Annotated in this window: 12 protein-coding genes; 4 read left to right on the top strand and 8 right to left on the bottom strand. The window is 56.4% G+C overall.

What is annotated here, in order from left to right:
• Positions 1-7: 7 nt before the first annotated feature.
• Positions 8-1,390 (top strand): DNA repair protein RadA, encoded by a 1,383-nt coding sequence (gene radA, locus C1A08_RS05500; RefSeq protein ID WP_101571931.1) that lies wholly within the window; start codon positions 8-10, stop codon positions 1,388-1,390.
• 49 nt (positions 1,391-1,439) lie between these two features.
• Here radA and yidD read toward each other — a convergent pair whose 3' ends face one another.
• From yidD to C1A08_RS05540, 8 genes are all read right to left on the bottom strand, one after another.
• Complete coding sequence (gene yidD, locus C1A08_RS05505) at positions 1,440-1,700, bottom strand: membrane protein insertion efficiency factor YidD (RefSeq protein ID WP_101571933.1); 261 nt, start codon at positions 1,698-1,700, stop codon at positions 1,440-1,442.
• Positions 1,657-2,055, bottom strand: a complete 399-nt coding sequence (locus tag C1A08_RS05510; protein ID WP_228385738.1) for a ribonuclease P protein component — start codon at positions 2,053-2,055, stop codon at positions 1,657-1,659. Before C1A08_RS05510 ends, yidD begins: the two co-directional genes overlap by 44 nt.
• Before the next feature lie 10 nt (positions 2,056-2,065).
• Entirely contained in the window at positions 2,066-3,004 is a 939-nt protein-coding gene (locus C1A08_RS05515; protein WP_101571934.1) for a uroporphyrinogen-III synthase, read from the bottom strand.
• Between the two features lie 79 nt (positions 3,005-3,083).
• A complete protein-coding gene (locus C1A08_RS05520; RefSeq protein ID WP_101571936.1) occupies positions 3,084-3,914 on the bottom strand; it encodes a DUF4271 domain-containing protein in 831 nt (276 codons plus the stop codon).
• A 6-nt stretch (positions 3,915-3,920) separates the two neighbouring features.
• Positions 3,921-5,081: an ATP-binding protein gene (locus C1A08_RS05525; protein WP_055202794.1), complete on the bottom strand. Its 1,161-nt coding sequence runs from the start codon at positions 5,079-5,081 to the stop codon at positions 3,921-3,923.
• A 51-nt stretch (positions 5,082-5,132) separates the two neighbouring features.
• Positions 5,133-6,806 carry a S41 family peptidase gene (locus C1A08_RS05530; RefSeq protein ID WP_153497751.1) on the bottom strand — a complete coding sequence of 558 codons (1,674 nt, stop codon included), beginning with the start codon at positions 6,804-6,806 and terminating at the stop codon, positions 5,133-5,135.
• A gap of 134 nt (positions 6,807-6,940) precedes the next feature.
• Positions 6,941-7,411: a hypothetical protein gene (locus tag C1A08_RS05535; protein WP_228385737.1), complete on the bottom strand. Its 471-nt coding sequence runs from the start codon at positions 7,409-7,411 to the stop codon at positions 6,941-6,943.
• 91 nt (positions 7,412-7,502) lie between these two features.
• A complete protein-coding gene (locus C1A08_RS05540; RefSeq protein ID WP_055202799.1) occupies positions 7,503-8,081 on the bottom strand; it encodes a 5-formyltetrahydrofolate cyclo-ligase in 579 nt (192 codons plus the stop codon).
• Between the two features lie 184 nt (positions 8,082-8,265).
• On the opposite strand from C1A08_RS05540, the gene C1A08_RS05545 reads away from it, so the two are divergent.
• From C1A08_RS05545 to C1A08_RS05555, 3 genes are read left to right on the top strand one after another with little or no spacing between them, the layout of a single operon-like run.
• Positions 8,266-8,958: a fumarate reductase gene (locus C1A08_RS05545; protein ID WP_055202801.1), complete on the top strand. Its 693-nt coding sequence runs from the start codon at positions 8,266-8,268 to the stop codon at positions 8,956-8,958.
• Positions 8,959-9,000: 42 nt separating this feature from the next.
• Complete coding sequence (locus tag C1A08_RS05550; RefSeq protein WP_101571939.1) at positions 9,001-10,944, top strand: fumarate reductase/succinate dehydrogenase flavoprotein subunit; 1,944 nt, start codon at positions 9,001-9,003, stop codon at positions 10,942-10,944.
• A gap of 29 nt (positions 10,945-10,973) precedes the next feature.
• Complete coding sequence (locus C1A08_RS05555; protein ID WP_055202803.1) at positions 10,974-11,717, top strand: succinate dehydrogenase/fumarate reductase iron-sulfur subunit; 744 nt, start codon at positions 10,974-10,976, stop codon at positions 11,715-11,717.
• Positions 11,718-11,879 lie beyond the last annotated feature (162 nt).

Here is an 11,879-nt window from a genome sequence, read left to right on the forward strand (position 1 = left end):
ACCCGCGATGGCCAAATTAAAAAAAGCGTTTTTCTGCCGCAGTTGCGGGTACGAGTCGGCCAAATGGGTCGGCAAATGCCCGGCGTGCGGCGAGTGGAATACGCTGGTCGAAGAGGTCGTCGGCAAGGAATCGTCGCGTACGACCTCGTTCGCACCGGCGCGCGGCAGCAACCGCCCCGTGCCGGTGCACGGGATCGAACGGCAGGCTTTCACGCGCACCGACCTGGCCAACGGCGAGGTGAATCGCGTGCTGGGCGGCGGCCTGGTGCAGGGCTCGATCATCCTGCTGGGCGGCGAACCGGGCATCGGCAAATCGACGCTGAGCCTGCAACTCGCGCTGAAAGCAGCCGGGCTGAAAACGCTGTACGTATCGGGCGAGGAGTCCCCGCACCAGATCAAGATGCGGGCCGAACGGATCGGTATCGTGAACGAAGCGTGCTACATTTACAGCGAGACGAACCTCGAAAACATCATCACCCAGATCACGCAGCACGGCCCCGACCTGGTCGTGATCGATTCGATCCAGACAATTTACACCGAAACGATCGACTCGTCGCCGGGCAGCGTGTCGCAGATCCGCGAATCGGCCGCCTTGCTGCAAAAATATGCCAAGCAGACCGGCACATCGATCATCGTAATCGGACACATCACCAAGGACGGCATCATCGCCGGTCCGAAAATCCTGGAACACATCGTCGACGTGGTGCTGCAATTCGAAGGCGACAACAACAACATCTACCGCATCCTGCGCAGCATCAAGAACCGGTTCGGAGCGACATTCGAGATCGGCGTATTCGAAATGCGCGGCGAAGGGCTGATCGAGGTCGACAATCCGTCCGAAATCCTGTTGTCGCACTACGACGAACCGCTGAGCGGCATCGCCGTCGGCGCGGCCGTCGACGGGGCCCGGTCATACCTGATCGAGACCCAGGCGCTGGTCAGCACGGCCGCCTACGGCACGCCGCAGCGCTCGGCGACCGGATTCGACTCGCGGCGGCTGAACATGCTGCTGGCCGTACTCGAAAAACGGATCGGCCTGAAGATGTACCAGAAAGACGTCTTTTTAAATTTTGCGGGAGGGTTCAAGATCAGCGACACGGGGCTCGACATGAGCGTCATCGCGGCTATCCTGTCGTCGTATTTCGACCGGCCGGTAGACCGGGAAACCTGTTTCGCCGGAGAGATCGGCCTGTCCGGCGAAGTACGTCCCGCTCCCCGCAGCGAACAACGCATCGGCGAAGCGGCCCGGCTCGGCTTCCGACGGATCGTCGTATCGGGCTACCTGCGCAAAAGCCTTCCGAAGCCGCCAAAAGGCATCGAAGTCGTCTATATCAACAAACTGGAAGAGCTGGGACGCATCGTCTTCGGCGTTTCCGGGCCGGTCGAGTAATCCCTTTTATTGCTTACTAAAATCGCTCCGGGAAGTCCGTCCGTTCCGTTTACGGAACCGGATCGTAACCGCTTCCTCCCCACGGATGGCAACGCAGAATTCGCCTCAGGCCCAGATAGCTCCCCTTGAACAGGCCGTGCTTTCGCAGGGCTTCGGCGCAGTACTCCGAGCAGGTGGGCGTGAAACGGCAGGAAGGGGGCGTAAAAGGAGAGATGCAATGACGATATATCCAGATCAACCCCAGCAAAGGGGCTAAAATAAGCCCCTTAAATCCTTTCGGAAAGGTTCCGGATGATCTTCTGCACGGCATTTTCGATCGACGTATAATCGGCTATCTCTTTAGAAACATACAACAGGCCCAGGTTGAACCGTCCGCCTCCCGAGATCTCCCGCAGGGGATTCCGGTTCAGACGGTAAGCCTCCCGTATCCGGCGTTTCAACAGGTTGCGCACGTTGGCCCGTTTGTGATTGCGCTTCGAAACGGAAACCAGCACCGACAGCCCGCCTTCGTCCGTCGCGTCGCCGGCATCGTCCTCCCCGGTGAGAAATACGTAACGGATCGGGTAGACGACACCGCTTTCGCCCTTTTCGAACAGGCGGGCGATCTGCTTGCGCGACCGAAGCCGCTCCGCACGGGGAAACGTATGATCCGAACTCTCCATCATTCCCGCCGGGCTATTTCCCGGCGCTTTTGGTTGCGGCCCCTGCCGTTTTTACCGAGGCTTTTTTCAGCGCGGACGGCGCTTGTTCGCCGGAAGCTGCTCCCGGTCTGGCGGCCGTGCGCACCCGCCTGCCTTTGGCGTATTTCGAACTTTCGATGAAAGTCAGGTCGGGCGACCGCTCCTCGAGCGTCACCGGCGGAACCTCCTCTCCGGCATTGATTTTCCGGATATAAATATCGAGCGCCTTGGTCATCGACGGAACTTCGGGCGTAGGCGCCATCACATGGACGGTCAGTCCTTCGGTCAGCGCGGCCTTGGCCGTCCCGTGGCCGAACGTCGCGATTTTCGGAGCGTTCTCCCCGAGCGTAAATTTTCCGGTCAGCGAGGCGATCTCGGACGGACTGTAAAAGACCAACAGATCGTACTTGCGGACATCGACCGCATCCAGGTCGGCGCTCACCGTACGGGCCAGGATCACCTTGCCGAACTGAAGTTTCATCTTCTCCATCGCCAGCGGCATCTCGGGCTTGTGCGGCTCGGAAAGCGTCAGCAGGAATTTCTCGTCCTTGTGCTTGGCGATCAGTTCGACCAGCGAAGAGAAAGTCCCTTCGGCAAAGAAGATTTTCCGCTTGCGGTAAACGATATATTTTTGCAAGTACAGGGCGATCGCCTCCGTATTGCAGAAATATTTCATGGTTTCGGGAATCGTAACGCGGGCTTCCTCGCAAATCCGAAAGAAATTATCGATCGTAACGCGGCTCGTGAAAATAACAGCCGTATGCGCCAGGATATCCACCCGCTGGCTGCGGAACTCTTTCAGGGAGACCCCCTCCAGCTTAATGAACGGATGGAATTCCACATTCACGCGGTGCTTGAGCACGATCTCATGAAAGGGAGATTTCTCGGCGATGACCGGAGCCGGTTGCGAGACTAAAACATTTTTAATTTTCAAAACAATAACTTGTTTATAGTTAGCTTCTTCTGATAACTCCGCCGTGAGACGGAACTGCTCCTCCTCCTCGGAAAAACACTCAGCAATTTCTGGCTACAACAAGCACGAAAAAGCTTATCGGAAACAATTCGACGGCACAAAGGTACAAAATCCATTGCAGAATTGAAACATCCCGCACCACAAAGAAACGATAACTTTTCGCCAAATACAGCAGATAGAGCGCAGCGGCGAAAACGGCGGTACCGTGCAGTAGCCGGTCGATTCCGGGGCCTTCGGTGAGCGCTACGACCAAAAAAAGAGGAGTCAGCAGGATATATATAAACGACGAAAAAATACGGATCGTGAACCGGAGTTTCTCAAAAAAAAGATCGTTCCGGATCACTCCGCCGATGATCCGCGTCACGATCTTGCGGTAAACCGCAACGGCGGCGGCGGCAAACAGCACGGCCAGGCAGGCCAGGTCGGTCGCAAAAGGGATTTGCCGGGGCAACCACCCCTCGATGCCGTACAGTCCGCCGTAGCGAATCAACAGCCCGCCGATCAGCAGCATCCCCCACAGAGCCGTCCATGACAGGAACTTGCGGAAAAACAACGGATACTCGTCGTAAACCTTGTCAGATGAAACCCGCCCGGTCAGGATCTTGAACACGATCCCGATACTGCTCCGGTAGCTGTGGATCAGGTAACAGAAAACCATGAACACGGCCAGCACGACTCCCTGGTAAGCATAACTGTCCGTCAGGTGCGGCTGCAGAGCGGGCAGCGCCAAAGGATCGTACCCGTCCGGCCGTTCGGCCACTGTCCCCGACACGCCGAAAATATCGGCCTGCGAAGGAACGCTCGCCCCTTCGAGCGGCTCGATTTCCGGAAGGTAACAGTCGCAATCGGTAACGTAGCGGGACTCCATCATACCGGTCTATGAATAGATTTTTTTCAGGGCGATGCGGATGGTCGTTCCTTTGTCGATCTCGGAATCGAGCACGAAGATCTTACCGCCGTGGTATCCGTCGATAATCCGTTTGCTGAGCGAAAGTCCGAGCCCCCAACCGCGCGTTTTGGTCGTAAAACCGGGTTCGAAGATCCGTTTGAAATTCCCCTTCGCGATCCCCTTGCCGCTGTCCCGGACATCGACGTAAATCCAGTTGGCGTCGCTGGAGAGTTTGACGTCGATCGTCCCGGTTCCCGACAAAGCGTCCATCGCGTTTTTCAACAGATTTTCGATCACCCATTCGAAAAGCGCTTCGTTGATCATCGCCTTTTGCTGAGCCATCGCCAGCCCGTTATAGGTCAGCGTGACGTTCTTCGGTACGCGCGTGCGGAAATAGATCACGCTGTTGCCGACGATCTCGTTGATCACCCCTTCGCTGAGCGGAGTCGCGGCCCCGATTTTCGAGAACCGGTCGACCACCTTGGTCAGCCGGACGATATCCTTGCCCATCTCGTCGATGGCGGTCTGGTCGATGTTCTGGGTTTTCAGGTATTCGAGCCACCCGAGCAGCGAAGAGGTCGGCGTACCCAACTGGTGGGCCGTCTCCTTCGCCAGCCCGATCCAGACGCGGTTCTGCTCGTCCTGCTTCGTCGAACGGAACGTGATGTATCCGAACACGACAAACACGATGATCACCAGCAACTGGATGTACGGGAAATAGACCAGCGTCTTGAGCAGCCGGGATTCGTCGAAAAAGATATACAGCGTCTCGTTGTACAGCGTCTGCACCTTCAGGTGCGGATTGACCTTCGTCATCTGGTCGAGCTTGTCGCGCAACAGGTTCGGATGATTCAGGATGTAATCGGGAATCAGATGCGAATACTCCACCCGCAACGCCCCGTCGGTCAGAATGAACGGAATGTTGTTGCGCGTGGTGATGATCGACAGCAACAGGGGGTTCCCCGGGTCGGCCCCCAGCTCGCGGAAGGCCGCCGCCCAGATCGCCACCTCGTTCTGTTCTTTCTCCCGGAGCTGGCGCGCCATGTCGTTGGTGAACAACAGCGACGAGATCCCGATCACCATCCCCAGAACGATGATGACCACCCGGCTCCGAAAAGAAAGCATCTTATGCAGCGCTCTTTTTTTCATAGTTTTACGGGAACCCGATGTCCCCTGTGTTTTGCGAATCGTCCCGGAAAGCTACTTGCGCGGAGTATCCTGCGAAGTCACGATCTGCCGGTAACGGTTTTGGTCTTTCAGCACTTCGACGGCCTGTCGTACTTCCGGATCGTGCAGCGCCGTATGACGGGCGACTCCGGTCTCGTAATGGTAACGCAAGATAATCTCGTCGCCGATCAGCTTACGAATCTCGTCGCCGAACAATTCGAGGTCGGTATTTTTATCGTCTTTCAGTTTTTCGCCGATCGCGTCGAGTTCGCCGGAGATTCGGTCGAGGTATTTTTCCCGCTCGGCTTTCTTACGCAGATCTTTGACGGCTTCCTGAGTTTCCGACTCGAAATCCATCTCCTTGTCCTGCATGAAAGCGACGAAAAGACCGTATTCCCCGTCCGGCAATTCGAACGTATCCGCATCCACGCCTTCGCGGTGCCGTTTGTAGTAATCGTTCGCAAAATCCTCGATATATCCTTTGCCGTAAAGCGCCATCGTGAAACGGCTGGTATAGACCGGGTCGAGACGGACGTCCGGCATTACGCCGCCCCCGTCGTACACTTTCCGCCCGGCGGCGGTCTCGTACTCCCGAATCAACGAATCCGGCACCAGCCCCACGCTGCCGTCGTCGTTGCGGTGCGTATAATCGATCGCCTGGATACAACGGCCGCTGGGAATGTAATATTTCGCGGTAGTCACTTTCAGGAAAGCGTTGTACCCCAGCGGACGCGGAGTCTGCACCAATCCTTTGCCGAACGTCCGCTGTCCGACCAGCACGGCACGGTCGAGATCCTGCAACGCTCCCGACACGATCTCGGCGGCAGAGGCCGTCATACTGTTCACCAGCACGGCGATCGGAATTTGCGTATCGAGCGGTTCGGCTTGCGTCACGAACGTCGCGTCGGATGATTTCGTGCGGCCGTGCATCGACACGACTTCGGTGCCTTTGGGCACGAACATCGAAAGAATCTTCACGGCTTCCTGCAAAATGCCGCCGCCATTGCCCCGCAGGTCGATGATCAGCGAAGTGATCCCCTGTTTTTTCAGTTTCTCGAAAGCGGTCCGCATATCGTCGCTGCAATCCTCCGAGAAATCGTCGTGCAAGATATAACCCACATCGCCGTCGATCACGCCGTAATAAGGTACCCCTGAGATCACGATCCGCTCCCGCTTGACCGAAACATCGACCGGATTGCCCGTCAGCAGTTTCTCGACGGTCAGTTTCATCGAAGTGCCGGGCGTTCCTTTCAACAATTCGCTAACTTTCGAAACGTCGTACCCTTTCAGGTTCTCGCCGTCGACGGCCAACAGCTTGTCTCCGATAACCAGCCCCGCCTTATCGGCCGGAAAACCCTCGTACGGCTGGGCGATCGCCACGTAATCGCCGCTCTTGCGGATCAGGGCCCCGATACCGCCGTACTTGCCGGTCGTCTGTATTTCGAAATCGGCCATTTTATTCTCCGGAATCAGTTCGGTGTAAGGGTCCAGGTTCTCGACCATGCCGGCCGCAGCGTCCTCGAGCAGTTTGTCCGTATCGACCGAATCGACATAGGAGAGACTGACCTCGCGGAACATGTTGAACAGGATCTGGATATTCCGTCCGAGCGCGAAATCGGGACGCGACGCAGCCAGCGAAAATCCCGCTGCCGCCACGATCGCACCGATCGCCAACACGTATTTGAGTCGCTTATACACTCTTTCCATTTTTATAACATTTCCTTATCTAACGTTCGTAAAAAACAAAGCGGTATGCCCCGTCCGCTCATTTTTTTATCCCCAAAGCGGGAATACGAATCATATTATTTACAACCAAATCTTTACGCATTTCCGAAAACCGGTCAGTTTTCGATGTGCGACCGGAGCCGGAACTCCGCTTTCACGACCTCCTTGCGAATGCCGTCCAACACGACGGAACCGCCCGCATCGGTTACGGCGATCCGGTCTTCCCACAGCAGCAAAGCCCTTTTCAGCGGCGACGAAGCCCGGAAGACCATCGTCCCGTCCTGTTCCCGAACCAGCGAAAAACCGTTTGCCCGGAACGTACTGAGAATCAACTCCCGGTCACCGGTAAAATCGGCCGCCACCGTCCGCCGGGCAAACCCGAATTTCGGATAAAAAGCCGCCACGACGACGATCACGGCCAACATCAGCCGTCCCCGCTGCGACCCGAACAGTTCGGCCAGATCGCGCCCGGCATCCGCCCGCGACGTCCCGGTCGCCAGCATCAGCGTGAAGACCAGCGTAAAAAGCAACAACAGCCACACGAGGTATTTCAGCGACCGGACTATATAAGTTTTTCCATCCATCATGATTCGCATTTAAGTTTTTTCGACGGCGTACCGAATGCAAAGATAGCGGATTTTTGCGAACGGTTTCCGAATTTCGCGGGATACGAACGAATTATAAAGACCGTAAAGCGCCGTCCCGGTACCAGCGCGCCTCCCGTTCCGACCCGCATACGACCCAGTCGACCGGCACGTCGTGCGCATCGGCGGGAACATGCTCGAAAAACTGGTATTCGAAACAAACGCCGATTTTCAGCGGTCCTTCGCGCGTCAGCAACCGATCGTAGAATCCTTTGCCGTGCCCGAGACGGTTTCCGTACGGATCGTATCCCATGGCCGGAACCACGATCAGGTCGATCCGCCGCAGGCAGGTCTCTTCCTCCCCGACCGGCTCCCTGATCCCGAAACGGGCTTCCCGCAGTTCGTTTCGGCCGGTAAACTTCCTGAGCGACAGTCCGTCGCCTCGCATTACCGGAAGGTAAACCTTTTTGCGGACGGCCCATTTTTCGACGAAAGCATGTGTATCTACCTCCGCAGGCAGCGACCAATAAAGCGCCACGCTCGCGGCATCGGCGAACGGCGGGAAACGGCCGACGGCTTCCATGACCCGCTGCGACATCGCGGCTCGCGTCCGCCCGTCGTACAGTTCTCCGCGATCGCGAACGATCCGGCGTAACGCACTCTTCGACTCCATACTCCAAATCCGGTTTAAAAACGGAATCCGAAGATACCGTTTTTTTCAAAAAAATTAAAACTCCGGACAGAATATTCCGTCAAAAGATTGTTATTTAAAAAACAATGGGATAACTTTGTACTCTGTTTTTTCGGAAGTACACGAAATGCGTAAATAACCAAAATCACTAAATTTCATTTTACTTATGGGCAATCTGTTTACATCTACAATCGGACGGAAACTGATTATGAGCATCTCAGGTCTTTTTCTGATCCTGTTCCTGTTGTTCCACATGTCGATGAACATTGCAGCCGTATTTTCCACCGAGGCCTACAATGCGATCTGTGAATTTCTGGGAGCGAACTGGTACGCACTCGCCGGGACGCTGATCCTGGCCGCCGGTTTCGTGGTGCATATCATCTATGCATCGATCCTGACGCTGCACAACCGCAGTTCGAGGGGCACGCAGCGCTATGCCGTGGAAGCTACGCCGAAATCGGTAACCTGGGCTTCGCGGAACATGTTCGTGCTGGGACTCGTCGTCGTATTGGGATTGCTGCTGCATCTTTACAACTTCTGGTATAACATGCAGTTCGCCGAAATCATCGGAGACCACTCGCTCGGAGCGTTCGGGCCGACCGACGGAGCGGCTTACATCGCCGACCTGTTCAGCAACCCGGTCTACTGCCTGATCTATCTGATCTGGTTCCTGGCCATCTGGTTCCACCTGACGCACGGTTTCTGGAGCGCCTTCCAGACGATCGGATGGGACAACCAGATCTGGATGAAACGCCTCAAATGCCTGGCCAACGTCTTTGCGACCGTCGTTTTCCTCGGTTTCGCTCTGGTCGTAGTCGTTTTCTACCTGCGCAGCCTGTGCGGCGGGTTCTGCTACTAATTTGATTGCACCAATTAGAAATAAAAAAACAAAAAATAAGATATGGTAAAGTTAGAATCGAAAGCTCCGCAGGGCCCGCTGGCCGACAAATGGAGCAAGCATAAGGCTGAAATCAAAGTGGTCAGCCCCGCCAATAAGAGAAAACTCGACATTATCGTAGTGGGTACCGGACTGGGCGGCGCATCCGCAGCCGCTTCGCTCGGCGAACTCGGATATAACGTAAAGGTATTCTGCATCAGCGACTCCCCGCGCCGCGCGCACAGCATCGCCGCGCAGGGAGGCATCAACGCCGCCAAGAACTACCAGAACGACAACGACTCGGTATACCGTCTTTTTTACGATACGATCAAGGGCGGCGACTACCGCGCCCGCGAAGCCAACGTATACCGTCTGGCCGAAGTATCGAATCATATTATCGACCAGTGCGTCGCACAGGGCGTTCCGTTCGCCCGCGATTACGGCGGACTGCTCGACAACCGTTCGTTCGGCGGCGCGCAGGTTTCGCGTACGTTTTACGCCCGCGGCCAGACCGGACAGCAGTTGCTGCTCGGCGCTTACGCCGCGCTGAACCGCCAGATCGCCAAAGGCAGCGTGAAAAGCTACCCGCGTCACGAGATGCTCGACCTGGTCATCGTAGACGGCAAAGCCCGCGGTATCATCACGCGCAACGTGGTAACCGGCGAAATCGAACGGTTCGGCGCGCATGCCGTAGTGATCGCCACCGGCGGTTACGGAAACGTTTTCTTCCTGTCTACCAACGCAATGAACTCGAACGGTTCGGCCGCATGGCAGTGCTATAAGAAAGGCGCCGTATTCGCAAACCCGTGTTTCACGCAGATTCACCCGACCTGTATCCCGGTACACGGAACGCAACAATCGAAACTGACGCTGATGTCCGAATCGCTGCGCAACGACGGCCGCATTTGGGTTCCGAAGAAAAAAGAGGACGTCGAAAAGATCCGCGCGAAGAAACTGAAACCTTCGCAGATCCCGGAAGAAGACCGCGACTATTACCTCGAACGCCGTTACCCGGCCTTCGGGAATCTCGTGCCGCGCGACGTGGCGTCGCGCGCCGCCAAAGAACGCTGCGACGCCGGCTTCGGGGTCAACGAGACCGGTCTGGCCGTATTCCTCGACTTCTCGACCGCAATCAACCGCCTCGGCGAACAGACGATCCGCGAACGTTACGGCAACCTGTTCCAGATGTACGAAAAGATCACCGACGTCAATCCTTACAAAGAACCGATGACGATCTATCCGGCCGTGCACTATACGATGGGCGGTATCTGGGTGGATTACAACTTGATGACCACGATCCCCGGCCTGTATGCGATCGGCGAGGCCAACTTCTCCGACCACGGCGCGAACCGTCTGGGCGCATCGGCGCTGATGCAGGGTTTGGCCGACGGCTATTTCGTACTGCCGTATACGATCGGCGACTACCTCTCGCACGAAATTCAGACTCCGAAAATAAAGACCGACCTGCCCGAATTCGAGGTAGCCGAAAAAGGCGTCCGCGAAAAGATCGCCAAGTTGCTGTCGATCCAGGGTAAAGAGACGGTGGACGACCTGCACAAAAAGCTGGGACACATCATGTGGGAAAACGTCGGCATGGCCCGCAGCAAGGAGAGCCTCGAAAAAGCGATCGTCGAAATTCAGGCGCTGCGCAAGTCGTTCTGGGCGAACGTCCGCGTGCCGGGAACCGACAAAGAGTTCAACCAGGAGCTCGAGAAGGCCGTTCGTCTGGCCGACTTCCTCGAACTGGGCGAACTGATGGCCCGCGACGCCCTGAACCGGAACGAATCCTGCGGCGGTCACTTCCGCGTGGAGTACCAGACCCCGGAAGGCGAAGCGCTGCGCGACGACGAACACTACGTATACGTGGCTGCATGGGAATATACCGGCAAGGACAAGGAACCGGAACTGGTCAAAGAACCGCTGGCATTCGAAACCGTGCATCTGGCCCAGCGCAACTACAAGGATTAATTGAGTCAAACAGGTAAAACGTTAAGACAATGAATTTGAAATTAAAGATATGGCGTCAGCAAAACGCCCACGCGCAGGGGAAGTTCGTCGACTATACCGTTGAAAACATCTCCCCCGACACCTCGTTTCTGGAAATGCTGGATATCCTCAACAACAAGCTGATCCAGAACAACGAAGAACCCGTCGTGTTCGACCATGACTGCCGCGAAGGCATCTGCGGCATGTGCTCGTTGCACATCAACGGTCATGCGCACGGACCCGATACCGACATCACCACCTGTCAGTTGCACATGCGCAAGTTCAAGGACGGGGATACCATCACGATCGAACCGTGGCGTTCGCGCGCTTTCCCGGTAATCAAGGACTTGGCCGTAGACCGTAGCGCTTACGACAAGATCCTGCAGGCCGGCGGTTTCATTTCGGTCAATACCGGCGGCGTGCCCGATGCCAACACGATTCCGATCCCGAAACCGGATGCCGACGAAAGCATGGACGCGGCCGCCTGCATCGGTTGCGGCGCCTGCGTAGCCACCTGCAAGAACGGTTCCGCGATGCTGTTCGTCGCCGCCCGCGTTTCGTCGCTGGCCAAGCTGCCGCAGGGCCGCGTCGAAGCGGCCCGCCGCGCCAAAGCGATGGTCGCTAAGATGGACGAACTCGGATTCGGGGCTTGCACCAACACCGGCGCCTGCGAAGCGGAATGTCCGAAAGGGATCTCGATCGCCCACATCGCCCGGTTGAACCGCGAATTCCTTTCCGCCAAACTGAAAGATTAAGCTTTCTCGCATTATTTGCCGGAGTCGATCCGGCATCCGAAACGAAAAGCGTTTTACCGTTCAGGTAAAACGCTTTTCGTTATTTCGACCATTGTTCAAAAATTACGGCTACGATCGGGAGTAGCGGGCTATAAAACCCGAATCGATGCCAATCAATATGAT

The organism is Alistipes sp. cv1 (genome assembly GCF_900240235.1).
Taxonomy (GTDB): domain Bacteria; phylum Bacteroidota; class Bacteroidia; order Bacteroidales; family Rikenellaceae; genus Alistipes_A; species Alistipes_A hominis.

Excerpts from the sequence above, each read along its gene's own strand:
- radA (WP_101571931.1), top strand. The coding sequence starts at position 8 with ATGGCCAAATTAAAAAAAGCGTTTTTCTGCCGCAGTTGCGGGTACGAG.
- yidD (WP_101571933.1), bottom strand. The coding sequence starts at position 1,700 with ATGCCGTGCAGAAGATCATCCGGAACCTTTCCGAAAGGATTTAAGGGG.
- C1A08_RS05510 (WP_228385738.1), bottom strand. The coding sequence starts at position 2,055 with ATGATGGAGAGTTCGGATCATACGTTTCCCCGTGCGGAGCGGCTTCGG.
- C1A08_RS05520 (WP_101571936.1), bottom strand. The coding sequence starts at position 3,914 with ATGATGGAGTCCCGCTACGTTACCGATTGCGACTGTTACCTTCCGGAA.
- C1A08_RS05525 (WP_055202794.1), bottom strand. The coding sequence starts at position 5,081 with ATGAAAAAAAGAGCGCTGCATAAGATGCTTTCTTTTCGGAGCCGGGTG.
- C1A08_RS05530 (WP_153497751.1), bottom strand. The coding sequence starts at position 6,806 with ATGGAAAGAGTGTATAAGCGACTCAAATACGTGTTGGCGATCGGTGCG.
- C1A08_RS05535 (WP_228385737.1), bottom strand. The coding sequence starts at position 7,411 with ATGATGGATGGAAAAACTTATATAGTCCGGTCGCTGAAATACCTCGTG.
- C1A08_RS05540 (WP_055202799.1), bottom strand. The coding sequence starts at position 8,081 with ATGGAGTCGAAGAGTGCGTTACGCCGGATCGTTCGCGATCGCGGAGAA.
- C1A08_RS05545 (WP_055202801.1), top strand. The coding sequence starts at position 8,266 with ATGGGCAATCTGTTTACATCTACAATCGGACGGAAACTGATTATGAGC.
- C1A08_RS05550 (WP_101571939.1), top strand. The coding sequence starts at position 9,001 with ATGGTAAAGTTAGAATCGAAAGCTCCGCAGGGCCCGCTGGCCGACAAA.
- C1A08_RS05555 (WP_055202803.1), top strand. The coding sequence starts at position 10,974 with ATGAATTTGAAATTAAAGATATGGCGTCAGCAAAACGCCCACGCGCAG.